Origin of the sequence: Ramlibacter algicola, from assembly GCF_016641735.1 — a bacterium.
Taxonomy (GTDB): Bacteria; Pseudomonadota; Gammaproteobacteria; order Burkholderiales; family Burkholderiaceae_C; genus Ramlibacter; species Ramlibacter algicola.
Map to the genome: position 1 here is coordinate 2,917,436 of NZ_JAEDAO010000001.1, position 23,977 is coordinate 2,941,412.

Genomic DNA, 23,977 nt, shown 5'->3' on the forward strand with positions numbered 1-23,977 from the left:
GGCGGTGGGGTCTAGCAGGCATGAAGTTCCACCGCCTCCGCCTCGCCGCAGCCGCCAGCATCCTTGCCACCTTGCTCGCCGCCTGCGGAGGCGGTGGCGGCGGCGATGCGCCACCGCCCAGCACAGCCACCACCACTCCGCCGCCCGCCAGCTCGGCTGCCGGCGCCACCTACGCGGCGGGCAGCGCGCAACGGCTGGCCTTCGACCAGCTGAACGCTTCGCGTCAGCGCTGCGGGTTCGGGGTGCTGGCGCAATCGGCCCCGCTCGACCAGGCCGCCACCGCGCACGCCAGCTACATGGCGCGCAACGGCGAGTTCGGCCATGGCGAAGACCCGTCCAAGCCCGGCTTCACGGGCGCGTCGGCGCTGGAGCGTGCGGTCGCCGCGGGCTACCCCGCGGGCTCCGTCGGCGAGGACCTGTCCACCGGCGGCTTCTTCGTGGGCTCGACGGCCGCGGACTCCATCCGCAACCTGCTGGCGGCGCCGTACCACGCGCAGTCGCTGCTCACGGGGTTCCGCGACGTCGGCCTGGCCTGGACCGCCGTCAATGCGCGCGACACGCTGGTGGCCAACCTCGGCGTGCAACAGTCCGCGTCCTTCCAGGGCCCGCAAGGCGTTGCGACTTTCCCGTGCGAAGGCACGCCCGACGCGGTGCCGCGCGCCACCAACGAGACGCCCTCGCCCTTCCCCAACGATCCTTCGGCCGCGTGGGGCCAGCCGATCACCGTCGCCGGTCCCAACAACCTGCGCATCACGTCCGCCACCATCACCGGCCCGTCGGGTCCGGTACGGGTGCTCGCGCTGTACGGCACGGGCGCGACCACCGATCCGAACGGCGAGTTCACGGGCGGATGGTTCAGCGTCATCCCCGACGTGTTGCAGCCGACGACGAGCTATGCCGTCGCGATCGACTACACGGCCGGCGGCACGGCGGGGTCGACGCGCTTCACCTTCACCACCGCAGCGCACTGACGCTGCGCACCGTGCGTGCGCCGGCGCACGCGCGCCGTGACACCTAGACGCACTCCTGGTGCGCCGCGTGCGTTGCACTTCCTAGACTGGACTTCCGTTGCCCAACGAATGGAGGCCAGCCATGGAAGCCACCCTGTCCCCGGTCGAAGTCGAGAAGCTGCAGGTGAAGTCGCACGCCACGCCGGACGAAGTGCGTGCACCCGACAAGACGCGCGTCGAGGTCGTGAAGCTCGAGGGCTACACCATCGGCCGGATGACGTTCCAGCCGGGCTGGCGCTGGTCCGAATGCGTCAAGCCCGTCGTCAAGACCGAGCAGTGCCAGCTCTCGCACGTCGGCCACGCGATCCAGGGCCGCCTGACCGTGCGCATGCAGGACGGCACCGAGCAGTCGATCAGCGCCGGCGAGTCGTACACCATCCCGCCCGGGCACGACGCCTGGGTGGAGGGCGACAAGCCCTTCGTGGGCCTCGAGGTGCTGAGCGCCGACCAGTACGCCAAGCGCTGACGCGCCCGTGCGCCGCCAGTGCCGTTGCTGCGCGCCGCGCGGGTCGGTGCGGCCGTCACTCAGCGCCGCTTGAAAGCGTCCCCGAACCGCGGCCGTCAGCCAGCTGCTTCATCCAGGAACGTCACGACCTCGTAGTGCATGGGATCGGGGCTGGGGAAGTTGTTCCCCCACGCGAACCCATGTGCCTCGAAGATCCCATGCAGTGGCGCCGTGGAGCCTCCGTTCGATCCATCGTCGGAGTTGAGGTCGATTGCCAGGCCGAAAGCATGATTGGAAGGCTTGTGGCTGATGCTCCCGTCGGTGGGCTTGCGCAAGCGCGGGTGGAAGCCACGGCTGACCTTCTGGACAAGGTGCAGAAGCCCGCGCTTTTCTATATCCGCGAAGGCAGAGAGCAACTGCGCGTGTGCACGCACGTGGAAATGAATGCGGCCGTGATGCGCCTGCTTGATCGCGACGAGTTGCGGCACCACGACGACGCCGATGCTTTCGGTCACGTTGAAGCCACTCGTGAACGTGATGACGTCGCCGCGCACCCAATCGTGGGACTGGGTCTCGAATTCCGTGCTGCCGATGAGCGGGTGAACATAGTTGCCTGAGGGCATTCGGCTCTCCTTCACGTCATGGGGCGATCCATCCTGTCAAGCCTGCCAGGACACCGCCTCCCCCTTTTGGTTGGTGTGAGGGGTTAGCCCTAAGACAATCCGCACCGACCCTCTGCAGGATGCCCGGCGAGGCCCACCACATCGGGCCGTTGGAGCACTCCATGCGAACGGGTGCATTCGCCGGAATCCATCGATGCTGGACCGCGCTGCTCGCAGCAGCGCTGTGCATGGTCACGCCGCAGCACGTGCTGGCCGACTCAGGCAACTTGAAGGACCACGCGGCTTCATTCACGTTCGAGAACGACCTCTTCTTCAATACGGACCGCTACTACACCGACGGCGTGCAACTGACAATTCGCAGCCGCGTGGACGAACGTGCAGACCTGACGAAGCGGCTCCTGGACACGTTCTGCCAGGGAGCTGGTTGCTCGAAGGACGATTTCCGCTCCAGCCAGATCCGCTTCGGGCAATTGATGTACACGCCGCGGCAGATCACGGTGTCGAGGCCCCAGCCCTTGGACCGCCCGTGGGCCGGCCTGCTGTACCTGGCATCGGACTACAACTACCTATCGCCGGATGCATCGACACTCACCACGCTGACAGGTGAAGTGGGTGTCACCGGGCCGGCGTCTCACGTCGAGCAGACGCAGAAGTGGGTGCACCGAACATTCACGGGGCAGCCCCCTCGAGGCTGGTCGAACCAGGTTCCGGGTGAACTCGGGCTCCTCGTGTCCGTTCAGCGCAAGCACGCGCTGGGCGGGTTCGTTGCAGACACGAACGGATTGCAGGGACGTGTGGACGGCCACTGGCGCGTCGCACTCGGCAACATCATGACTTACGGCGCAGCCGGTCTCACGGCGCGCTTCGGCAAGGGGCTGCCGAAAGTCGGCGATGAAGCTGGCGACGTGATCAAGGACAAGAAAGTCACCGCCGCTCCACCCGTCGGCCTTGACAACGCACTGATGGGGGCGGGGCCAGCCGGCGACGACAGTTGCATCGTGTCCTGGCTCAGGTGCTCCGCCTTTGCCACCGTGGAAGTTCGCCTGATGGCCAGGAACATCTTCCTCGACGGCCCCTTGTTCAGGTCCGGGCCGCACGTCACACCCCGGCGACTGGTTGCCGACATGGCGCTCGGCGCACGTCTCGACTTTCCCGAAACCCGAAATGCCTGGACCGGGCCGTGGTACGTCCAGTTCAAGGCTACGCGTCGCACGCCGGAGTTCAAGTCGCCGGCACCTGTCGCCTCGCAGCGTTTCGGAGCCTTGACGGTGGGAACCGATTTCTAGATTCGGAGGGATGAGCCATGAAGGAAGCGTCCATCGCAGGACTGGCATTGGCGAGCTTGCTCGGCGGCGGGTGCTCCGTGTACCCCGTGGAACCCAAGTACAACGAAGCGAAGTTGGTCGACACAGGGAGCGGGAAGAATCTCGCGCCACTCTCGGTCCTCGGCTCCGCCCACCTCATTTCCGGCTGGCGTGCCGCGCTGGAAAGTGCGGCCGGCGATCGGCAAGCGGCCAAAGTGGCCACCAGCGAGATTCTGTTCTACGGAACACTGCTGGCATTCGCCGGCACTGCCGGTGGCTTCCATCACGCCCACCAGGTGCGCAACGTCGGCGCCGCCGCCGTGGGAGGCAGCAGCCTGTTCACCTCCCACTACCAGCCTGAATTGCAACTCACGGCGTTCAGGAAGGCGGCTGACCGTCTCGAATGCGCGGAACGAGCCGTCGCGCCCATGGCTGTGGCCCGCGAGGACGTTCTCTTCAGTCCCACAGAACTGGCGACGATGGCCGACAAGATCGACCGCGTCCCGGAGCAGACGCGTTCGTTCATCGCGAAGCAGCGCGCGGAGCTCGCCACATCGCTGCAGGCCATCAAGCTCGAACCGCCCACCAAGGAGCAGTTGGAGTCACTCGTGGACCGGTCCAGGGCCGCGGAGGCAAGAGCTTCTACCGCAGCGAGGACGCTGCTCACGACGTCCACCGACAAGCCTGCGAACGTCCAGAGCCGTATTGGCGCCTTGGCCAAGATCGATCCGAAAGACAAGGAGGCGATGGCCAAGCAACTCAACTTCTCCGACTCGGAGCTCGCCTACAAGAAGACCCAGTACCTGGTCGCACTGGAGAAATACCCCACCGCCCTCGAGTTCTGCCTCGCCAACCAGCCGCAGTGAATGGCTAGCGGGTTGGTTCGCGCACGGCCGCCGACGCCGGCAACCCGAACACGCGGTCGAACGCCCACGTGAACACGATGGCGTAGACGAAGAAGAACGCGAGCAGCACCAGGTTGGCGGCGAACGCGGCGGCCGGCGTGATGCCGAGCCACAGCGACATCACCGGCACCAGGATCACCGCCAGTCCGCCTTCGAAGCCGGCCCCGTGCGCAAGGCGTCGGGCGAACGACCGCCCGCGCACGGCTTGCCGCGCTTCCCACTTCTCGAACAGCCAGTTGAAGACGTAGTTCCAGGTCAGCGCGATCGTGGACAGCACGACGGCCAGGCCGAAGGTGGACGTCGGCGGCTCGTCGAACGCCAGGCTGAGCCCGGGGCCGACGACCGCGATGGCGATGGCTTCGTAGAGAACGGCCTGGAGGACGCGGCGGGTGGTGGGGGACATCGGGGATGGGCGGTGGATGCGGCGAGTGCCACATCGCAGGGGAAGCGGGTGGACAGCACGAGATTACTGGCTTGCAGCCGCTGGTGCGGCGAGGCGCGGAAGCAGCCCGCGGCTCCTTGGGTGGTTGCGGCGCAACGTTCGACGGTGTCTCGATCCAGGCCGTTGACTAGACTCTCCGCATGAGCACCATCTACCTCCGGCCGTGGCGCGCCGCGCTCAAGTCGGCCCTCGTCGCAGCCGCCGTCGGCGTTCCGCTCGGTCTCATCGTGGTGTTCTTCAAGCAGTTCGACTCACGGCCCGGGCATGCCGAGACGGCTTGGTGGGGCTGGATCGCCATGCCCGTCCTCACGGCCGTCTTCCTGTTCGTTGTCGGCTTCTTCTTCGCCCTGTTCGCCGCCGTCGGCTTCAACCTGGCGACGCGAGTCGCGGGCAGCGCCGTCCAGCGCTCCGGTTCAGCGGACGTGTAGCAGCGCTACGCGAGCCGAAACACCAGCAGCAGGTTGTTGGCCGGCATCGCCTGCCGCTGCGCCAACACGAGTCCGTTGCGCGCGGCTTCGGCGACGACTTCATCGAGTTCGCGAATGCCCCAGGCCGGATCGCGCTCTCGCAGGCTGGCGTCGAAAGCGAGATTGCTCGGCGCCGGCGCGACGTCGCGTTCGAAGTACGGACCGTAGGTGACCAGCAGCCCGCCCGTCGCAAGGTGGCGCGCGGCGCCCGCCATGAGGCCGATGCAGGCTTGCCACGGCGCGATGTGCAGCATGTTGGCGCAGAAGATCGCATCGAACTTCTGCGCGAACGCGGGCCATGGGCGCGTCACATCCAGGGCTTGCGGCGGCAGCACGTTGGACAACCCGGCCTCCGTGGCGCGCTCGGCGATGGCGGGCAGCATCTCCGGGTCGGCGTCGGTCGGCTGCCAGGTCCAGCCGGGCAGGCCAGCGGCGAACCAGGCGGCGTGCTGCCCGGTGCCCGACGCGATCTCCAGAATCGTGCCGCGTTCGCCCAGGATGGCCTGCAGCTGCGCGAGGATCGGCTCCTTGTTGCGGTCGGCCGCCGGGCTGTGGGGGAGCATGGCCATCGCACCTACGCGTGCTGCACCAGCCGCGCGAGTTCGTCCAGGTCGGCGGGCTTGACGAGGTAGTGGTCGAAGCCGGCCTGGCCGCCGTCGTAGTGGATGGCCGGCAGCCGCACCGCCTCACCCGCGAACGCGAGCCGCAGGTGCTGCGTTACGCCCTTGGCTTCCAGTTGCAGCTGGACGCTGAAGGGCGCCTGGTCGAACAGCGTCTGGAAGCGCTGCTCGGTGGATCGCTCGGCAGCGCGCGAAGGGGTGGACGCGGACACCGAAGGATTGTGCCCAGCACTGGCGGCGAGCGGGGTCGTGGGCAGCGCGGCTGGAAGCGTTATTCGACCGGCTTCCCCGCCCTCGCCACCGCCTTGCCGGCATCGAACTCCGCGCGCCGGCGCGCCAGTTCCTCCGGCGCCACGCGCGCCGGGTTGCAGTAGTCCAGCTTCCAGTCGGCCGAGTCGCTCCAGCGTTGCGGCGATTGCACCGTCGTTCTCGGCTGGGACGCGGTCTCGAGCACCTCGAGCGCGAGGTCCAGCGTCGCCTCCTGCGACGCCGCATCCCACGGCTTGCCGCAGGCGTTGCCGAGCGGGAAGTCCGAGAACAGGAAGCGGGGCACGCCCACATGTTCGACGATGTCCTTGGCGCAACCGACGACCACCGTCGCGATGCCGGCGGCTTCGAGTGCGCGCGCTGCGAGGCTGAGCGTCTGGTGGCACACGGGGCAGTTCGGCACCAGCACGGCGGCGTCGACGCCGTCGTCCTCGCAGCGCTGCAGCAGCACCGGCACGTCCACTTCCATCGTGTGGCGCTGGCTGCGGTTGGTCGGCATGCCGTGGAAGCGGGGCGACAGGCGGAACCGCCCTTCGGCCGCCCACCGCCGCATCAGCGGCAGCGGGAACCAGCAGTTCGCGTCTTCCATGTTGGCGTGCCGGCGATCGATGGCGACGTGCGAGATGCGCAGGTCGTGGTCCTGCGCGGTGTCGCCGGTGTAGGGCACGAAGAATTTCGCGCCGGCGTTGTACGGCGCGCCGGCGCCTTGCGGGCCCTTGTCGGGCTGGTACGGCGCGGCGGTGGTGACGAGTGCCAACACCGATTCGCGCAGCGGCTTTGACAGCGGGTGGAACGGGACGTCGTCGAAGTGCGCGTAGCGGTAGGCCTGCTCATAGCCGAGCGCCCGGTACCACGCGTGCGTGCGCTGGATGTAGTCGATGGGGGCGTCGGGGTGCATGTGTCCATTGTCTTTCCGGCGGGAGCCGGAATCCATGCCCGTGCGCCGCTGGCGCGCCTTCGTGCGGATTGCGGGTCGAGCCCGCAATGACAACGTCTTCAGCGACCGGATGAGGTCCGCCGCGACCCCGATCTCGCTATAACGACCGCATCCCGTCCTGCCACCGGAGCGCCCATGCCTCTGCAATCCATCAACCCCGCCACCGACGCCGTCATCGCCACGTACGAAGAGATGTCTGCGGCTGAAGTGGCCGGCATCGTCGACGCCACGCACGCAGCCCACCTGCAATGGCGGACGACCTCCTTCGACCAGCGCGCCAAGGTGCTGCGCGCGGCGGCGCACCTGCTGCGCTCGAGGGCCGACGAGTGGGCGCGGCTGATGGCGGCCGAGATGGGCAAGCCGCTGCGCGATGGCGTGGCGGAAGCGCAGAAGTGCGCCGACTGCTGCGACTGGTTCGCGGAAAACGGCGCCGCCATGCTCGAGCGCGAGTCGGTCCGCACCGACGACAAGCACGACAGCTTCGTCCTCTTCCAGCCGCTGGGGGTCGTGCTGGCCGTGATGCCGTGGAACTTCCCGTTCTGGCAGGCCGTGCGCGCCTTTGCGCCAGCGCTGATGGCGGGCAATGCGATCGTGCTGAAGCACGCGTCCAACGTGTGCGGCTGCGCGATTGCGCTGGAGCGCATCCTGCGCGAGGCCGGCGCGCCCCAGCACCTGTTCCGCACGCTGTTGATCGGCAGCAAGCACGTCGACGCCGTGATCGAGCATCCGCTGGTGCGCGCCGTCACGCTCACGGGCAGCAGCGAGGCGGGCCGTGCGGTGGCCAGCAAGGCGGGCCAGGTGCTGAAGAAATGCGTGCTGGAACTGGGCGGCAGCGACGCGTACATCGTGCTCGAGGACGCCGACCTGGACGTCGCGGTCACGGTCTGCGCGAAGGCGCGCCTGGTCAACGGCGGCCAGAGTTGCATCGCGGGCAAGCGATTCCTGGTCGTCGAGGCGATCCGCGCCGAGTTCGAGAAGCGCTTCGTCGCGAAGATGCAGGCCGTGCGCCAGGGTGACCCGCTCGACCCGGCGACCGAGATCGGCCCGATGGCGCGCCGCGATTTGCGCGAGGAGATGCACCGGCAGGTCACCGCCAGCATCGAGCGCGGCGCGCGTTGCCTGCTGGGCGGCAGCATTCCGCCAGGACCCGGTGCGTTCTATCCGCCCACCGTGCTGGCCGACGTGCGCAAGGGCATGCCGGCGTACGACGAGGAAGTGTTCGGCCCCGTCGCGGCCGTCATCGCCGTGCGCGACGAAGCGCACGCCATCGAGGTCGCCAACGATTCGATGTTCGGCCTCGGCGGCGGCGTGATCACCCGCGACCTCGCGCGCGGCGAACGCGTCGCGGCGGCGCTCGAGTGCGGCTGCGCGTTCGTCAACGAGCCGGTGCGGTCCGACTCCCGGCTGCCCTTCGGTGGCGTCAAGCAAAGCGGTTACGGCCGCGAGCTGTCCGCGTTCGGGATCCGCGAGTTCGTGAACGTGAAGAGCGTGGTGGTGAATCGCGCGTGAGGCAGCGAAACCGGCCGCAGGGACCAGGAACGCCGCGGACGTGAGGCGGCCGCCTCGACATTCATGCGTTGGCCTGCCCCGACAACGCCTGCATCGACGAGCGGACCCACGCCTTGTAGTCCTCGAACGCGCAGAAAGGTGCTGCGTCGAGTTCGGCCGCACGGATGACGTCGTCGGGCGTCGCGCCCGCCTTCAGCCCCGCATACATGTAGGCCACGGCCGAGGACCTCGGGCCGGCGCGGCAAGTGACCAGCGTGGGCCGCGGCAATTCATCGAGGGCCGCAACGTGCTGGCGCGCGAGGTTCAGGTCGAGCACCCGCGGCGGATCGCTCACCACCCGGGCGCTGTGGTCGACCGCCTGCTGCACCTGCGCGTACGACATGCCGCCCGGCATCGACGCGAACTCGTCGCCGACGATGTAGAGCCAGGACCGGACGCCTTGCTCCTTCGCATAGGCGATCGGGTCGTCGATGCGGGCCCGGTTGAACTTCAGGTCGGCGGGCAATCGGAAATCGGCCATGGCGGTGCCTTTCGGAGTGGCGGGGCCGGATGCCCCGGTCCAGATGATGCTCCGGTGGGTCGACGTTTGGAAACGCCAGCGTGCGGGCCTTCTTCCTGAGGCAACTCGGCTGAGGCTGCTGCCCACCGGACCACGTTGTATGCTGCCCGGCTTCGACCCAGGAAAGAGATCACATGACCCAAGCCGACGAGCCCAAGAAGAACTCTGCCTTCATGAAGGCGCTGAAACCGAGCCCCGAGCTGGCCGCAGTGATCGGCCCCGAGCCCGTGCCCCGCACCGAAGCCACGAAGCGCCTGTGGGAGTACATCAAGGCCCACAACCTGCAGAACCCGGCGAACAAGCGGAACATCCTCTGCGACGACAAGCTCAAGGCGGTGATGGGCAAGAGCGAGGTCACCATGTTCGAGATGACCGGCCTGGTGGGCAAGCACCTGCACGCGGCCTGAACGCGCGCGCCCCTACCGCGGCGCAGCGCCGCCGGCGCGGAGGGGCTCGAGGAAGTGCTTGAGCCCGTTGTGGTCGATCTCGTGCATCAACGCGAGCAGTCGACCCAGCTGCCCCGGGGGGAAACCTTCACGGGCGAACCAGTTCAGGTAGTTGCCCGGCAGGTCGGCGACCAGGGTGCCCTTGTACTTCCCGTACGGCATCTCGGTCTTCACGAGGAGTTCCAGCGGGTCGGCCATGCATCGATTGTCGTCGGGCCGGGGCAGCATTCCGGAACCGGACCTCAGGCCTCCTCGCACACCTGCAGCCACTCCCACCGACTCTTGTACGAAGCCGCCTTCTCCCGGAACAGCGGCAGATGGCAGGTGAGCGGATTGGGCGTGAGCACGCCGGCGTAGAGGATCGACAGCCCGTTGGGGACGTAGAGCTCATGCCGCCCCCCGAGCCAGCGCACACCCACGCAAGTCGACGGAATGAGGAACCTGTCGATCCCCTCCTTCGCACTGGCCAGCTGCGGGTACGGATAGCCGAAGTGCTCCTCGTACCAGAGGTGCACGCGCGCCTGGTTCTTGACTTCGACCGGAACGCCCAATGGTCCAAGCACGCGATCGACGCGCTGCTGCACGCGCGCTTCGCCCGCGACCGAGAGGTCGGCGGCGTCGAAGTAGAAGATGTCGTAGTCCTTGATGCCGTGCCCGGGCGCGCGGCCGTCCCGCAGGTTCCAGATGGTCTGGAACAGGCAGCCCGCCACCAGCCATCCGTCCTCGAGCTCGAGTGCCTCCCAGGCGTCCAGGATCGCCCGGTTGCAGCGATTGGCCAGGATGTCCTCGAGGAACCGGGCATCGTCGGGCGCTGGAATGGGCATCACGCCAGCATAGGCGACAGGAAAAATGCACACCGTCAGCCGACCGCAAGCGACTGCCCAACAGAGTGGCACCCTCGGCAAATCCAGCACTGGCGCGGGCTGCGCGGGGTGTCCACATGCTTGTTCACAACCTTCTCCCCGTCCGCTGTGGGCAGCGCGGAGTGCATGGTGTGCTAGCGATGGTGGCGACTCGGGGCGGGCCGACCCGGGGCACACTCGCCCCGTGACCACGCCATTGAACTACCGCCACCTCTATTACTTCTGGGTCGTCGCCAAGGAAGGCGGCATGGCCCGCGCCGCCGCGCGGCTGGACATGGCGGTGCAGACCGTCAGCGCGCAGGTGCGGCTGCTCGAGCAATGGCTGGGCCATTCGCTGCTCAAGCCGTCCGGCCGCGGCCTGGCCCTCACCGAGGCGGGGATGGCTGCCATGGCGCACGCCGACCAGATCTTCCAGCTGGGCGAGCAGCTGCCCGCGGCGGTGAGCGATGCGGTCAGCGGCGGCGGCATGCGGCTGGCGGTGGGCATCTCGGACGGCCTGCCCAAGCTGGTGGTGCGCCACCTGCTGCAGCCGGCGCTGCAGGATCCGCGCGTGCGGCTGCTGTGCCACGACGACGAGTTCGACCGGCTGCTGGCCGACCTGGCGCTGCACAAGCTGGACGCCGTGCTGTCGGACCGGCCGGTGCCGCTCAACCCGAACCTGCGCCTGTACGGGCACAAGCTGGGCGATGCGCCGATGGCGTGGTTCGCGCCGGCGGACATGGTGCGGCGCTCCAAGCGTCCATTCCCGGAGTGCCTGGACGATTTGCCGGTGCTGCTGCCCACGCACCATGCGGCCGTGCGCGCGTCGCTGGACCAGTGGTTCGAGCGCCACGGCCTGCGCCCGCGCATCACGGGGGAATTCGAGGACAGCGCGCTGCTGGCGGCGTTCGGCCGCAGCGGCATGGGCGCGTTCCCGGCCTCGCGCTGGTCGCACGAGGAATTGCTGCAGGACAAGCGGGTGCGGCTGCTGGGCGAGACGCCGGAGGTGCAGGAGCACTTCCACCTGATCTCGGCCGAGCGCCGCATCCACCACCCGCTGGTGCAGCAGCTGGTGGAGGCCGCGCGCCAGGCGCCCCATTGAGGCGGCCTGGCGACCAGTCGCTACCGGGCTGTGCCGGTGGCGATCACTGCGCCTGCTGGATGCCGGCGATGACCCAGCCGCCGAAGCCGGCCTTGGGCTTGGCCAGGTGCCACACCTCGCGCAAGTCTTCGGTCTCGGCGCCGAACTGCTCGCGGACGCTGCCCGTGAACAGCACGCTGGCGACGTAGCGGTCGCCTTCTTCGACCACGTCCAGCACCTGCGCTTCCAGGCCGAACACCTCGGTCTTCTGCGTCGCGTCGCCGCGCTCGGCGATCTCGGCGCGCACCGCGTCGAACATCTCCGGGCTCAGGTAGTCGCGCAGCCGGTCGAGGTCGCGCGCGTCGTTGGCGGCCTGCAGCGCCATGAACTGGTCACGCGCCGTGCGCTCGAAGCCCGCCTTGTCGAAGCCGGCCGGGAGCGTGCCCGTGGACGTTGCCGTCGAGGCCACGCCCGCGCCGATGCCGGACCCGATCAGCGAGCCGGTGCGCCCCGTGTTCGCGCTGCGGAACATGCCCTGCCCTTGCTCGCCGGAGCGCGCCGCGCCGCCGAGCGGGCCGACACCGCCAGCACCGGCGAGCCCGCCGCCCTGCGCGGCCGCGCGCTTGCGCATCACGAAGCCGATGACGAACAGTACCGCCATCACCAGCAGGGCGATGGTCATCATGTTGGCCAGCGCTTCGCCGAAGCCGAAGTGCGATGCCAGCGCGGCCAGGCCCAGGCCGGCGGCCAGGCCTGCGACGGGGCCCATCCAGCTGCGCTTGGGCGCGGCGGTGGCCGCGGCCGCCGGCGCGGTCGCGGCGGCACCAGCCGCGGGTGCCTGCTGCGCCGGGGTGGCGGGCGGAGGCGTGTTGTGGGCGGGCGCAGTCGTGTTCTGCCGCTGCATGCCGGCGGACTTGCCACCGCCCAGGCGGCGCGCTTCCGCGTCCAGCCCGGCGGTCAGGCCGACGGCGAGCACGACGGCCATCATGGCCAGGGACTTCCTCATGGTGAACTCCTTCGGGAATGGGTCAGGGAACGAAAATAACCGCTTAGGACGCCAAGAAAAAGCAGACAGTGACTGCAGATCACTCAGGAAAAACCGAACCTCGGCGGCGCATCGACTCGGCGTGGTGGCGCGCATCCTCGACGCTGCGCTTGCAGCCCCCTGCGTCCAGGCAGTCAGCAACTCACGACGTCAGCCAGCGTTCCGCTTCGGCCTGGTCGTCGAACGTGCGCACCTCGACGCCGAGCTTTTGGGCAACCTTGGCAGCGACGCCGACAAGCCGGCCGGGACGGACCACGGAGGCCAACCGCTCGATGTCGGAAAGGTGATCCACGAGATAGCTCCCCAGCTGCAGATGCTCCGTGAACGGAAGATCGTGTTCGACTGCCCGCATGTCCATGAGCACCCGCCTATGGCGCCGACCGGCCGCAAGGGACTTGATGAAATCCACACTCGCCAACATGTCCTGCAGAGTCGCCTTTCCCGCCGTCTCGCAGTGCAGAAACGCCGCGTTCTCGTGCACATTGAAGCTGAGGAGCATGGAACCAGTGTAGATGTTCGGTCGATGGTTCCCACTGGTCCGATTCCGGGGCGTCCTCCAGGGCTGCCCTCTCCCAAGAACTTGATGCTGCCATCGACGCGTACCTGGAAGCGCTCGATGAACTTGCTGCGTCCAGCGCTGCCTCCCAGTTCCCGGTGCTCGCGCGGTTGGGGGATCAGATCCAACGGCTGCGCGCTCTGTGCTCGTTCCGTTCATCCTTCACGCACGGCTACGTCGAATTGCTGATCGGCCACGCCGAACTGGTCGCGCATGTCTGCAATCCCAAGAGCGCACGGGCCGCGGCAACCGCCCTCATCAGCGCGCAGCGCGCCCGCGCCCGGAACGTCCGCGCGCCGGTGCATCGTGAAGAGGGCCAGTCGACTGCGGGGCAGCTGGGGCCAGCTGCGGCTGCGTCGCGCGGTGATGGAGGCGCTGCGCCCCCTTGAGCGGCCGTCGCTCTCCTCACGGACGACTGCAGCCAGTTCCCAGGAGCCCGCAGGCGGGATTCCCTGCCATCAGAGCGACGGACCACCGGCGGACTGCCCCGCCCCTCCGCACACCATGTCCTCTTGCACCTCGAGGCGAGGATCGTATTTGCGGGCGCCGTACCTCGCGAGGATGCTTTCCAGCCGTCCGGCCTGCGCGTAATGCTTCGAAACGGCATAAATGTCGTGCCGCAGGCAAGGTGCGGTCGCGGCATCCCTCTTCATCCACAGCTTCACGCGCTCGCGCATCGTGATCCCGTCGTAGAACGGCACCAGGTAGACGTCGAAGGGACCCTCGCGAATGGCCGCCGCCATGCTCCGGCACTGGTTGTGCCACGTCCGCGAGCGATCGTGCGCCAGGTCGGTGCCGGGGCGCAGCATCGCCAGTTCGCAATGCGCCACGATCAGGTCGTAGTGGCCCTGCGAGACGTCCTGCGGCGTGATCAGGGCATGCGCATACCGCGGCGTGTCGAGTCCCCAGCTGTCCTCGGCGAACCAGTTGCTGTAGTAGGCCAGCCGGCCGGCCTCGGTGACCAGCATGCGTCCCTGCAATCCGCCCAGGTCCTTCGACACGCCGTAGATGTTCTCCTGCCGCGACGAGGCCAGCTCCGCGAACGTGACGACGGTCAACTTGAACTGCGCGACGATCGCGAGCGCCAGGAACGCCAGGAAGGCACGCCGCTCCGTGTCGCTTTGCGCCAGCACGAAGGCGATGCCGGCGAACATGGGCGCCAGGAACCGGTTGCCGATGTTCTGCTCGAGCCGCATCGCCGAATAGAAGGCGGCGGGCAGGATGAACAGCGCCAGGAATTCGACGGCGAGTCGCTTGCGGCGACTGGACAGGAGGATGGCAAGCGCGCCGGGCAGCAGCACCATCAGGACGTCGCGGACCGAATCGGAATAGAAGAGCAGCAGGTCGCGCGGCGCCGCGGCCTTGACGAGGAAGGGCAAGGGCAGGAATTCACCGAAGTACCACCAGCGCCACGCGAAATAGAGCACGCCCGGCAGGACCAGGCACAGCAGCGCATTCCGGATCTCGTCGCCCAGGCGCCGCTCCCCCGACCCCGTGATGGCGCGATAGAGCAGGCAGCCCGCACCCCACACGACGCCATCGGGCCGGATGAGGCACAGGACCAGGACCGACAGGTAGACGTAGCGGCTCCCGGTCAGCGTCCAGCGCAGGACGAGCACGTACCAGGCGGAAAAGAAGATCGCGCTGAAGCCGTTGAGGCTCGCGTACAGGTAAGGCGTGAGCAGCAGCGCGACGCCGACCAGGATGCGCTCCTTCGGCTCGCGGAAGGCGTGCAGCACCAGCAGGACCCCGACGGCGTTCAGGACCATCGCGGACGCGAACTCGTCCACCCCCATCGCCTTCAAGCCGGCGATGACCACCATCCACAGGAAGTCCGTGGCACCTTCGATCGGCATCGCGTGGACGCTGTAGGTGATGATCCCCCGGCTGGCGAGATTTTTCGCGTAGTCGTACAGGATGACCGCGTCTTCGGCCGGGATCGTGTACAGGTAGGCGAGCAGGAACAGCAGCGCCAGCGTGGCGGTCAAGGCCCTGGACACCAGGACCGGCATGCTGGCCGGCCGAGGCATGACGATGGTGTTCATATCTTCAACCTCACGAAGCATGGCGAGGGGATCGACCGGATGACCAGCATCACCGTGCGCCAGAATCCCGGCAGGTAGACCTCGCCGTTGGCGGAGTCGACGGCCTTCACGATCTTCTTCGCCACCGCGGACGGCCGGGCCCACAGCGGGCCCTTCTTGAAGCCCGCGGTCATGGGCGTGTCCACCAGTCCGGGCTTCAGCGTCACGACCGCCACGTTCGACTTGTGCAGCCGTTGCCGCAGGCCGGACGCGAACGCCGTCAGCATCGCCTTCGCCGACCCGTACACGTAGTTGCTCGCCCGGCCCCGGTCTCCGGCCACCGACGAGATGACCGCGATGGTCCCGCTGCGCTGCGCTTCCAGCCGATTGGCCACCAGCGTCAGCAGCGCAATGGTGGACAGCGCGTTGGTCCGGATCTCGGCCATCGTCAGGTCCACGTCGCGCTCGCAAGCCTTCTGGTCGGACAAGGTGCCGTGCGCGATGAGCACCACGTCGGTGCCGCCGAGCACGCGATCCGCCTCGTCCAGCACGGCCTGGTGCTTGCCGAAGTCGTTGAGGTCGAGCACGACCGTCGCGACCTTGGACGCGCCGCGCACGTCGAGGTCGCCGGCCATGGCCGCGAGCCGCTCCTCGTTGCGCCCGACCAGCAGCAGCGCGTCGCCCCGCTCGGCCCACAGCCGCGCGCACTGCTCGGCGATCGCCGAGGTCGCGCCGATGACGAGGATCCGCTTCATTGCAAGCCCAACCTTCGTGATTGCGCGGAACGGAACCGGCCGATCGCGCCGTACTTCTCCCGCACCGCTTCGAACTGTCGCCAGCGCGGATAGCCGGCCTTGAACGTGGATTCCGCCATGACGGCGTCCTTGGCCAGGTAGATGCGTCCGCCCGCGGCGGTGACCAGGTCGTCCAGGCCGCGCAGGAAGGCGACGGTCGTCGCGGTCAGCTGAAAGTCCAGGGCCAGGGTGTAGCCCTCGATCGGGAACGACAGGAGGTTGTCGTTCTGCGGACCCAGTTGCTTCAGCACCGCCAGGAAGGACGCACGGCCGCTGCCGGCGATCTCTTCGAGCACGCGCCGCATGACGGCCAGCCCGCCCGCACGCGGCAGCGCGAACTGGTACTGCACGAAGCCGCGCCGGCCGTACAGCCTGTTCCACTGCCCGACGGCGTCGAGCGGATAGAAGAACGGGAAGAAGGGAACGCTGGCCATGCCCGGGCGCGCGCTGCCGTAATGCACCGCATTGAACGCGCGCATCGTCACCTTGTTCAGGACCTGCGACGGCGCGTGGAAGGGCACGTCGGCGGGCTCCGGCAGCTGGAACGCCAGCCCGCCCTCCTCGGCATGCTCGCCCAGCGCCAGCACGCTCCGGCCCAGGCTCTTGCCGCTGGCGAGGCAATCGATCCAGGCCACGCTGTAGGTCGAGCCGGCGTGCGCGTCGAGCAGTTCGCAAGCGTGTTCGAGGCACGTCGCCTTGAGGGTCGACTGGCGGATCTGCGCGGACCGGATCGGGATCAGCCGGACGGTGACCGTGAGGATCACGCCCGTCAGGCCCATCCCGCCGCAAGTGGCATGGAACAGGTCCGCGTGCTCGCTGGGCGACGCCGTCACGACCTCGCCGGTGCCGAGCATCAAGGTGAGGCCCACCACGTGCTGGCCGAACGTGCCGGCCACGTGATGGTTCTTGCCATGCACGTCGCTCGCGACCGCGCCTGCCAGCGTGACGTAGCTGGTGCCGGGCGTCACCGGCAGGAACCATCCCCTGGGCACGACCCGCCGCAGGATGTCCCGCAACGTGAGGCCCGCTTCGCCGGTGAGCAGGCCCGTGCCTTCGTCGAATGCGATGAAGCGGTCGACGTGGCCGGTCTGCGCGACCGTCGCGGCGGTGGCGCTGTCGCCGTAGCTGCGGCCCATGCCGCGGGCGATGAAGGGCTCCTCCAGGCACTCGCGGAAGCCGCTGAGCGCCAGCGGTTGCAGGACGCGGGCGTCCTGGACCGGATAGCCGCCCCAGCCGCTGATCATCATGGGAACCTCGCGGCCGGCGCGCTCACGAAGACGTAGCGCTTGTCCAGCTGGTACTTCACGTAGAACCCGATCCCCAGGCCGACGACGGCACCGGCATAGCGCATCGAGGCACTGCCGAAGGCCAGATGGAAGGCGTACTCCACGCTCCAGAAGATCAGCGTGGTGAACACGCCCATGAAGCTGTAGAGCGTGAACAGCTGGCCGTCGTGCACGAGGCTGCGGCTGCTGAAATCGAAGATGAAGCGCTTCTCCAGCACGTAGCGCAGCGGCAGGCCCGCGGCGGTTCCCACTAGGATCGACACTTCCACCGCGCGGGGGCCGCCGTAGATCCACATGCTGGCCATCTGGGCACCGAGGTTGATCGCAGTGGAGATCGCCGCGAACAACGTGTAAAGCACGGCGATGCTCAGCGCACGCCCTGCCATACCCAGTCCGCCGTTCCCGCGGCCAGCACGAAAGCCAGGGCGATCATGGCCACGATGGCCAGGCTGCCCCGGTCCTTGATGGCGAACACCACCGGATCGTCGTGCATCTCGGCCCGGTGCGCCTTCATCCACGCGCGGCTCACCCAGAGCAGCATCAGCGGGATCGCCAGCCAGATGACGCGCGGGTGCTCGTACATCGCGGCGACGGTATCGCTGTTCAGGTAGAGCGCGAGCACCATGACCGACGCGTAGCCCGCTGCGATGCCCAGCGTCTGCAGCAGGTTGGCGTCGGCCACCTCGTAGCCACGCCCGTGCGCCCGCTTGCCGTGCGCCTGCGCTTCGACCTGCAGTTCGGCGTACCGCTTGACGAAGGCAAGCGACAGGAAGATGAACACGCAGAAGGCCAGCAGCCAGAACGACAACTCGATCTCCGCCGCCTCGCCGCCGGCGATGACCCGCAGCGTGTAGAGCGCCGCCAAAGTGAGGCAGTCGACCAGCGGAATGCGCTTGAGGTGCAGCGAGTACAGGGTGGTCACGACGAAGTACAGGCCCAGCCACCCGAGAAAATCGGCGCCGACGAACGCACCGACCAGCACGGACAGTGCGAGCAGCACCGGGACGAGGGCCGCCCCCTGCGCGATGGGCACGGCGCCGGAGGCCAGCGGACGGTGCCGCTTCCTCGGATGCCGGCGGTCGCTCTCGAGATCGAGCAGGTCGTTGGTCACGTAGACCGCGGAGGCGCACAGGCTGAAGGCCACGAACGCCAGGGCCAGCGTCCCGACCGTGGCCAGGTCGCCCAGCTGGTGCGCGGCCAGCAGCGGCACGAACAGCAGCAGGTTCTTGAGCCACTGGTGCGCGCGAATGAGCTTGACCCACTGGCGCAGGTCGGCGCGCTCGCGCGGAAACTGCTTGGCGACGTCGGCCACCTTCGCCGCCTGCGCGGCAACGGACGGACGCGCATTGGCCAGGATGGCGCGCCTCGCACCGGCCCACACCGCAACGTCGGCGGACGCATTGCCGGCGTAGTCGTACCCGTGGGAGCCGAACTTGGCCTCGAGCGCCGCGCGCTTGGCCTTGCCGGTGACGTTGACGGAACCGTCGCTGGCAATGACTTCGTCGAACACCTGCAGGTGGTCGGCGACCTGCTGCGCGACGCGGCGATCCGCGGCCGTGCACAGGGCGATGCTGCGGCCGCTGGCCCTCTCCGTCTTCAGCCACGCGAGCAGCTGGTCGTTGTACGGCAGGGTCGACGCGTCGATGGACGTCGTGGCGGCCAGCCTCGCCTTCAGCGCGGCCTTGCCCATCGCCAGCCACAGCGGCAATGCGAACACGAGCAGCGGCTTGTCTTTCAGCAGGCCGATCGCGAGCTCATGCAGGGTGTCCGTGAACGTCAGGGTCCCGTCCAGGTCCACGACCAGCACCGTTGCGAGCCCCGGCCCGTAGGCGGCCTGCCCGGCGGTCGCATCCAGCTCCTGGAAGTCGGCCTTCATGGGACCGCCGCAGGGATCGGGGTCGCGACGCGCTGCCGGGCACCAAGGGCCAGGTCGGCACGACGTCGATTGAACACGGAGCGCTCGGGAAGCATCGAGCCATGCTAGGGGCGCCCCCGAGCAGGTCCATAGGATGAAGGTCCCGGACTTGTACTGGTGTCCTGCCGTGCCGTCCTGCTGCCTCAGCCGTACGCGGCCGATCGCACGCGCATCCCACCGGCGCAGGGCACTTCGCCCCTGCAGGACAGGACGGATCTACCGGGCGCCGAAGCGCAGCTTGCGCCAGCATGGACCTCCCATCGAGCAGGAGGTCGGTATGTGGAAGTTCAGCATGCGACGGGACTGTCTGGCGGTGGCCGCGTGCGCCGCCTTGGTGTCGTGTGGAGGCGGCGACGGCGGTCCGGCTGAAAGCCAGCCGGCGGCGACGTTCACCGTCGCACGAGCCCAGGTGCTGGCCGCCGATGCGACGCTCGACGCGGCCCACTGGCCCGCGACCGCGCCCTACGGCTACTTGTCGACGTATCTCAACGACCCGCTCAATCCCCCCTCCATCCTGCAGCCCGTCAAGGCCATCGCCAGCGGGCGGCTGGCGCGAGTCTCCTTGAATCTGTGCGTGTCGGGCACGTCGGGCAGCACCGTCCTCCAGGTCCGGCGCACGGCCGCATTCCTGGCCCCTGTCATCGCCACGGCGCAAGTGCCGCGGGCGACCAGCCCCCTGTGGGGTTCTGCGCAATGTCCGGGCGCCGGCGACCTGGCTGGCAACGCGCAAGCCGAAGTGACGTTCGACCTCAGCGGCTCGAACGTCGACCTCACCGCGGGCGAGGAGTACAGCATCGCGCTGGCCAACGCTGTGCCTGCATCTGCCGGCGAGAACTGGTTCGGGGATTTCAACGGCAACAGGGACCCCACGCCCGACAACTGGCTGGTCCTGATGACCTACCAGGGATCACAGAGCGACTTGTTCGGCTACCGGATGCGGTTCAAGACCTACGTGGTGCCGACAGCCGCGTGGACGTTCAGCGGCTTCCTGCCGCCCGTCAAAGCGTGGCCGGCGATCAACCGGTTGCAGGCCGGCGCGGCGCTTCCCGTGAAGTTCAGCTTCGGCGCCGACAAGGGGCTCGACATCTTCAGCGCCGCGCCGTCGTCCGTGGCCACCGACTGCGACGCAGCGGCGACACCAGTCCCTGCCGTCGAATCCGCTGCAAGCCCCGGACAGTCGGCGCTTCGCTACGACCCGCGCACCACGCAGTACACGTACTTGTGGCAGACCGAAGCGAGTTGGGCGAATTCCTGCCGGCAGCTCGTGCTGCGTTTCAAGGACGGGAGCACGCAGCGGGCGAGGTTCCAGTTTCGGTAGCGGCGCCTAGCCCACCGGCGCCGGCGGGTGCTGGAGCACGTACCTCAGGAACAGCTTCGCGGCCGGCGACAGTTCGGCCATCGAGCGGTAGAGGAACCCGATCGGTCGGCGCACCGTCGGCTCCACGAGCGCCAACGTCTTGACAGCTGACAGGTCGCACGCGCGCGCAGCGCGCAGTGGCAACACGGTGGCACCGATGCCGGCACGCGCCATGCCGATGGCGGTCGTGATCAGGCTGACCTGGGCCACCGGCCGCTTCGACACGCCGATGGCCGCGAACGTCTGGTCCACCAGCAGCCGCACGTAGCTGTTGGTCGCCATGCCCACGAGCGGCAAGGCGCTGAAGTCCTTCCACGTGAGCCGGGTGAGGCTGTCGTCACCGTAGGCGGCGGGCACGATCGCGACGAGCTCGTCGTCGTACAGGTGCCGGAACTGCAGCTCGGCCGCATCCGGCATCGCGCTGGCGACGCCGCAGTCGATGTCCCCCGCGCGCACCATGCGGACGATTTCGCGGTTCTCCGTCATCGCGTCGCGCAGGTCGATGCGCACCGTCGGATGCTCCAGGTTGAAGCCGGCAATCAGTGGCGGCAGGAACTGGCTCCCCGCCGACGGGATGCATGCCAACGTGACGGTCCCGCCACGCGGTGCGGTGCCGCTCAGCACGTTGGCCAAGGTCTCGTTCAACTCGGTCAGCAGCCGGTCGACGGTCGGCAGCAGTTCGCGACCGGCCGTCGTCATCGTGACGCCGCGCGCGGTGCGCTCGAACAGCGACACCCCCAGCTGCTGTTCCAGGTTCTTGATGACGGCCGTCAGCGCGGGCTGCGACACGTGCACGATGCGCGCCGCCGCCGAGAAGCTGCCGGTGCGGGCGATCGCCACGAAGGCCTCGAGTTGCTTCAACGTGGGCATCAAGTGATTTTATGGCTCGTTCCAGAATTGGTATTGGACCGGCGCCCGCCCTCCTCCTTAGCATCGACTCCACTCCTCGAACCGACCCTATCCAAGAAACTTATATGCAGTCCACGAGCGGTGCAGCCGCGAGCCCCCAGAGCGCCGGTGCAGGCAGCTGGGTGCGCCAGAACCTCTCCGGCTACCGCGTCGCGAACGCCATGGCCGACGTGCTGAAGGCCGCCGGCGTGCGCGAGATCTTCGGCCAGAGCTGCCCGACGGCCCTGTTCCTCGCCGCCGAGGCGGTGGGCATCCGGCAGATCGGCTACCGCACCGAGAACGCCGGTGCCGCGATGGCCGACGGCGCCGCGCGCGTGAGCCGCCAGATTTCCGTCATCACCGCGCAGAACGGCCCGGCCGCCGCGCTGCTGGTCGCAGGCTTCGCCGAGGCGACCAAGGCCTCGGTGCCGATCCTGGCCATCGTGCAGGAAGTGCCCCGCAGCAACGCCGACAAGAACGCGTTCCAGGAACTGGACCACCACGCGCTGTTCGGCGCCTGCGCCAAGTGGGTGCGCCGCATCGACGTGGCCGAACGCGCCGCCGAATACGTGGAGCGGGCCATCCGGATCGCGACGTCGGGACGGCCCGGCCCCGTCGTGCTGCTGGTGTCGCCCGACGTGCTGACGCAGACCTGCGAAAAGGCGGCGCCCATCACGCAGGACAGCGACGAGCCGCTCGGCCGTTTCCCGCTGGACCGCACGGTCCCCGTGCAGGCCCGCCTGCAGAAGCTGGCCGACGCGCTGCTCGCGGCCAAGCGACCGCTGGTGGTGGCCGGCGGCGGCGTGCACCTCTCGGGTGCCGCCGAGGCGCTGGCGCGCCTGCAGGCACTCGCCGGCCTGCCGATGGCCAGCACCAACATGGGCAAGGGCGCCGTCGACGAGACGCACCCGCTCGCATTGGGCGTCATCGGCAACACGATGGGAACGCGCAGCCCCGCCAAGTTCCTGCAGCCTTACGTGGAAAGCGCGGACTTCGTGCTGTTCGTCGGCACGCGCACCAACGAAAACGGCACCGCGTCGTGGTCGCTGTTCCCCAAGGGGGCGACCTTCGCGCAGATCGACATCGACAGCCAGGAGCTGGGGCGCAACTATGCGGGGATGCGGTTCGCCGGTGATGCTGCCGCAACGCTCGAGGCACTTTGCGGATTGCTCGAAGGACGCTGCGACGCGGTCACCCGCGAGCGCATCGCCGAATTCGCACCGATGGTGGAACAGGCGCGCCAGGATCACCTGGAGGAACTGGCGCCCTACTCGCGCAGCGACGCCACGCCGATGCGGCCCGAGCGCATCATGGCCGAGCTGGCCCGCTGCGAAGGCGACGTCACGTGGGTGGCGGACGCGAGCTACTCGTCGATCTGGCTGGTGCAGTACCTGCGCAGCAGCCGGCCGGGCACGCGCTTCGTCACGCCGCGCGGCATTGCGGGCCTGGGCTGGGGCGTGCCGATGGCGATCGGCGCCAAGATCGCCAGGCCGCAGTCGCGCGTGATCTGCCTGACGGGCGACGGCGGCTTCGCCCACTGCTGGGCCGAACTCGAAACGGCGCGCCGCCACGCCGTCCCGGTGACGATCGCGGTGTTGAACAACGGCGTGCTCGGCTTCCAGATCAACGCGGAAGAAAGCCGCTTCGGCACGCACACCGACGTGTGCCACTTCGGTGACATCGACTACGTGGCGATCGCGCGCGCCTGCGGTTGCGACGGACGCAGGGTCGCCACCGCGGCCGAGTTGCGCAAGGCGTTGGAGGCTTCCGCGCAAAGCAAGGTGCCGTTCGTGATCGACATCAAGACCGACCCGGCGGCGTTCCCGCCGATCACGGCGTTCGAGTCGCAGTTCAAGCCGCTGCAAGCATGAGCACGCCTGCATCCGTTGCTCCGAAGGACTTCGCTGGGCGCCATGCGCTCGTCACCGGCGGAGGCGGCGGCATCGGTCGCGCCATTGCGCTCGGACTGGCCGAGCGCGGCGCGGACGTCTGCGTGCTCGACGTCGGCGCTTCAGCGGCTGAGGAAACCGCCGCCGCCGTTCGCGCGCTCGGCCGCCGTGCCGCCGTCGTCGTGCACGACACGGGCCACGATGCCGTCGTCGACGCGATCGGCTCCGCTGCAGCCGGCTTCGGCGCGTTCGACCTGCTGGTCAACAACGCCGGCATCTCGCCCAAGAAGCCCGACGGCCGCAAACGCATGCTGTGGGAGACGTCGCCGCAGGAGTGGCGCCAGGTCGTCGACGTGAATCTCAACGGCTACTTCCTCGCGCTGCGCGCGGTGCTGCCGGGCATGATGGAACGCCGGCGCGGCGCCGTGGTCAATATCGGGTCGCTGGCCGGCCTGCGCTACTCGTCCATCGCCGGCGCGGCCTACGCGACGGCGAAGAATGCCGTGATCGGGCTGACCCGGCAGGCTGCGGGCGAGGTGGCCGAGTTCGGGATCCGCATCAACTGCATCGCGCCCGGCCGCATCGAGACCGGCATGGCCGCCGTCGCGGGCGGATCGTTCAACGAAGCGATCCGCGAGAGCACGCCCCTGCGCCGGCTCGGACTGCCGGAGGACATCGCCGAAGCGGCGCTGTTCCTCCTGTCGGACCGGGCCAGCTTCATCACCGGCGAAAGCCTGGTCGTGTCCGGCGGACGCGGCCTCTGACA

The 23,977-nt window shown here is 68.6% G+C and carries 27 protein-coding genes; 11 read left to right on the forward strand and 16 right to left on the reverse strand.

All coding sequences use genetic code 11. The features are described from left to right. Nucleotides 1–20 precede the first annotated feature (20 nt). A complete protein-coding gene (locus tag I8E28_RS14150; protein ID WP_200788685.1) occupies nucleotides 21–971 on the forward strand; it encodes a CAP domain-containing protein in 951 nt (316 codons plus the stop codon). A 121-nt stretch (nucleotides 972–1,092) separates the two neighbouring features. Beyond that, the gene (locus tag I8E28_RS14155) at nucleotides 1,093–1,476 is read left to right on the forward strand and encodes a cupin domain-containing protein (RefSeq protein ID WP_200788686.1); all 384 of its coding nucleotides are present in this window, start codon (nucleotides 1,093–1,095) and stop codon (nucleotides 1,474–1,476) included. A gap of 95 nt (nucleotides 1,477–1,571) precedes the next feature. Here the strand turns inward: I8E28_RS14155 and I8E28_RS14160 are convergent, their stop codons facing one another. Next, nucleotides 1,572–2,078, reverse strand: a complete 507-nt coding sequence (locus I8E28_RS14160) for a M15 family metallopeptidase (RefSeq protein WP_200788687.1) — start codon at nucleotides 2,076–2,078, stop codon at nucleotides 1,572–1,574. A gap of 119 nt (nucleotides 2,079–2,197) precedes the next feature. Here I8E28_RS14160 and I8E28_RS14165 point away from each other — a divergent pair, with 119 nt between their 5' ends. Further along, a complete protein-coding gene (locus tag I8E28_RS14165) occupies nucleotides 2,198–3,364 on the forward strand; it encodes a lipid A deacylase LpxR family protein (RefSeq protein WP_200788688.1) in 1,167 nt (388 codons plus the stop codon). A 17-nt stretch (nucleotides 3,365–3,381) separates the two neighbouring features. Further along, nucleotides 3,382–4,248, forward strand: a complete 867-nt coding sequence (locus I8E28_RS14170; RefSeq protein ID WP_200788689.1) for a hypothetical protein — start codon at nucleotides 3,382–3,384, stop codon at nucleotides 4,246–4,248. 4 nt (nucleotides 4,249–4,252) lie between these two features. Here the strand turns inward: I8E28_RS14170 and I8E28_RS14175 are convergent, their stop codons facing one another. Continuing rightward, nucleotides 4,253–4,690 carry a PACE efflux transporter gene (locus I8E28_RS14175; RefSeq protein WP_200788690.1) on the reverse strand — a complete coding sequence of 146 codons (438 nt, stop codon included), beginning with the start codon at nucleotides 4,688–4,690 and terminating at the stop codon, nucleotides 4,253–4,255. Nucleotides 4,691–4,869: 179 nt separating this feature from the next. On the opposite strand from I8E28_RS14175, the gene I8E28_RS14180 reads away from it, so the two are divergent. Then, on the forward strand, nucleotides 4,870–5,157 hold the full coding sequence (locus I8E28_RS14180) for a hypothetical protein (protein ID WP_200788691.1): 288 nt from the start codon (nucleotides 4,870–4,872) through the stop codon (nucleotides 5,155–5,157). A gap of 5 nt (nucleotides 5,158–5,162) precedes the next feature. On the opposite strand, the gene I8E28_RS14185 is transcribed toward I8E28_RS14180, so the two are convergent. Genes I8E28_RS14185 through I8E28_RS14195 form a run of 3 tightly spaced genes read right to left on the reverse strand, consistent with a single transcriptional unit; the run spans nucleotide 5,163 to nucleotide 6,981 of the window. Continuing rightward, the gene (locus tag I8E28_RS14185; RefSeq protein ID WP_200788692.1) at nucleotides 5,163–5,765 is read right to left on the reverse strand and encodes a DUF938 domain-containing protein; all 603 of its coding nucleotides are present in this window, start codon (nucleotides 5,763–5,765) and stop codon (nucleotides 5,163–5,165) included. 5 nt (nucleotides 5,766–5,770) lie between these two features. Beyond that, a complete protein-coding gene (locus I8E28_RS14190; RefSeq protein WP_200788693.1) occupies nucleotides 5,771–6,028 on the reverse strand; it encodes a hypothetical protein in 258 nt (85 codons plus the stop codon). 59 nt (nucleotides 6,029–6,087) lie between these two features. Next, the gene (locus I8E28_RS14195; protein ID WP_200788694.1) at nucleotides 6,088–6,981 is read right to left on the reverse strand and encodes a reductase; all 894 of its coding nucleotides are present in this window, start codon (nucleotides 6,979–6,981) and stop codon (nucleotides 6,088–6,090) included. Between the two features lie 174 nt (nucleotides 6,982–7,155). On the opposite strand from I8E28_RS14195, the gene I8E28_RS14200 reads away from it, so the two are divergent. Then, on the forward strand, nucleotides 7,156–8,529 hold the full coding sequence (locus I8E28_RS14200; RefSeq protein WP_200788695.1) for an NAD-dependent succinate-semialdehyde dehydrogenase: 1,374 nt from the start codon (nucleotides 7,156–7,158) through the stop codon (nucleotides 8,527–8,529). Between the two features lie 61 nt (nucleotides 8,530–8,590). On the opposite strand, the gene I8E28_RS14205 is transcribed toward I8E28_RS14200, so the two are convergent. Beyond that, on the reverse strand, nucleotides 8,591–9,049 hold the full coding sequence (locus I8E28_RS14205; RefSeq protein ID WP_200788696.1) for a protein-tyrosine phosphatase family protein: 459 nt from the start codon (nucleotides 9,047–9,049) through the stop codon (nucleotides 8,591–8,593). A 173-nt stretch (nucleotides 9,050–9,222) separates the two neighbouring features. Between I8E28_RS14205 and I8E28_RS14210 the strand changes: the two genes are divergently transcribed. Continuing rightward, nucleotides 9,223–9,495, forward strand: a complete 273-nt coding sequence (locus tag I8E28_RS14210; RefSeq protein ID WP_200788697.1) for an SWIB/MDM2 domain-containing protein — start codon at nucleotides 9,223–9,225, stop codon at nucleotides 9,493–9,495. A gap of 12 nt (nucleotides 9,496–9,507) precedes the next feature. On the opposite strand, the gene I8E28_RS14215 is transcribed toward I8E28_RS14210, so the two are convergent. After that, complete coding sequence (locus I8E28_RS14215) at nucleotides 9,508–9,732, reverse strand: DUF3820 family protein (protein WP_200788698.1); 225 nt, start codon at nucleotides 9,730–9,732, stop codon at nucleotides 9,508–9,510. 44 nt (nucleotides 9,733–9,776) lie between these two features. After that, nucleotides 9,777–10,358: a nucleotidyltransferase family protein gene (locus tag I8E28_RS14220; protein WP_200788699.1), complete on the reverse strand. Its 582-nt coding sequence runs from the start codon at nucleotides 10,356–10,358 to the stop codon at nucleotides 9,777–9,779. 223 nt (nucleotides 10,359–10,581) lie between these two features. Between I8E28_RS14220 and I8E28_RS14225 the strand changes: the two genes are divergently transcribed. Further along, nucleotides 10,582–11,478 (forward strand): LysR substrate-binding domain-containing protein, encoded by an 897-nt coding sequence (locus tag I8E28_RS14225; protein ID WP_200788700.1) that lies wholly within the window; start codon nucleotides 10,582–10,584, stop codon nucleotides 11,476–11,478. 43 nt (nucleotides 11,479–11,521) lie between these two features. Here the strand turns inward: I8E28_RS14225 and I8E28_RS14230 are convergent, their stop codons facing one another. The 7 genes from I8E28_RS14230 to I8E28_RS14260 all read right to left on the reverse strand — a co-directional run bounded on the left by I8E28_RS14230 (nucleotide 11,522) and on the right by I8E28_RS14260 (nucleotide 19,038). Further along, entirely contained in the window at nucleotides 11,522–12,463 is a 942-nt protein-coding gene (locus I8E28_RS14230; RefSeq protein WP_200788701.1) for a Tim44 domain-containing protein, read from the reverse strand. Between the two features lie 181 nt (nucleotides 12,464–12,644). Next, complete coding sequence (locus tag I8E28_RS14235; RefSeq protein ID WP_200788702.1) at nucleotides 12,645–13,001, reverse strand: SpoIIAA family protein; 357 nt, start codon at nucleotides 12,999–13,001, stop codon at nucleotides 12,645–12,647. A gap of 515 nt (nucleotides 13,002–13,516) precedes the next feature. Continuing rightward, the gene (locus tag I8E28_RS14240; protein WP_200788703.1) at nucleotides 13,517–15,103 is read right to left on the reverse strand and encodes a hypothetical protein; all 1,587 of its coding nucleotides are present in this window, start codon (nucleotides 15,101–15,103) and stop codon (nucleotides 13,517–13,519) included. After that, nucleotides 15,100–15,837, reverse strand: a complete 738-nt coding sequence (locus I8E28_RS14245; protein WP_200788704.1) for an SDR family oxidoreductase — start codon at nucleotides 15,835–15,837, stop codon at nucleotides 15,100–15,102. Before I8E28_RS14245 ends, I8E28_RS14240 begins: the two co-directional genes overlap by 4 nt. Then, nucleotides 15,834–17,123 carry an FAD-binding protein gene (locus I8E28_RS14250; protein WP_200788705.1) on the reverse strand — a complete coding sequence of 430 codons (1,290 nt, stop codon included), beginning with the start codon at nucleotides 17,121–17,123 and terminating at the stop codon, nucleotides 15,834–15,836. Before I8E28_RS14250 ends, I8E28_RS14245 begins: the two co-directional genes overlap by 4 nt. Beyond that, on the reverse strand, nucleotides 17,120–17,521 hold the full coding sequence (locus tag I8E28_RS14255; protein WP_338050786.1) for a GtrA family protein: 402 nt from the start codon (nucleotides 17,519–17,521) through the stop codon (nucleotides 17,120–17,122). Before I8E28_RS14255 ends, I8E28_RS14250 begins: the two co-directional genes overlap by 4 nt. A gap of 8 nt (nucleotides 17,522–17,529) precedes the next feature. After that, on the reverse strand, nucleotides 17,530–19,038 hold the full coding sequence (locus tag I8E28_RS14260) for a UbiA family prenyltransferase (RefSeq protein ID WP_200788706.1): 1,509 nt from the start codon (nucleotides 19,036–19,038) through the stop codon (nucleotides 17,530–17,532). 316 nt (nucleotides 19,039–19,354) lie between these two features. On the opposite strand from I8E28_RS14260, the gene I8E28_RS14265 reads away from it, so the two are divergent. Continuing rightward, nucleotides 19,355–20,395, forward strand: a complete 1,041-nt coding sequence (locus I8E28_RS14265) for a PxKF domain-containing protein (protein ID WP_200788707.1) — start codon at nucleotides 19,355–19,357, stop codon at nucleotides 20,393–20,395. A 6-nt stretch (nucleotides 20,396–20,401) separates the two neighbouring features. Here the strand turns inward: I8E28_RS14265 and I8E28_RS14270 are convergent, their stop codons facing one another. Continuing rightward, entirely contained in the window at nucleotides 20,402–21,304 is a 903-nt protein-coding gene (locus I8E28_RS14270; protein WP_239027245.1) for a LysR family transcriptional regulator, read from the reverse strand. Between the two features lie 104 nt (nucleotides 21,305–21,408). On the opposite strand from I8E28_RS14270, the gene I8E28_RS14275 reads away from it, so the two are divergent. Together I8E28_RS14275 and I8E28_RS14280 are read left to right on the forward strand one after the other, a co-directional pair. After that, nucleotides 21,409–23,193, forward strand: a complete 1,785-nt coding sequence (locus tag I8E28_RS14275; protein ID WP_200788709.1) for an acetolactate synthase catalytic subunit — start codon at nucleotides 21,409–21,411, stop codon at nucleotides 23,191–23,193. Continuing rightward, a complete protein-coding gene (locus tag I8E28_RS14280; protein ID WP_200788710.1) occupies nucleotides 23,190–23,975 on the forward strand; it encodes an SDR family oxidoreductase in 786 nt (261 codons plus the stop codon). Before I8E28_RS14275 ends, I8E28_RS14280 begins: the two co-directional genes overlap by 4 nt. Nucleotides 23,976–23,977 lie beyond the last annotated feature (2 nt).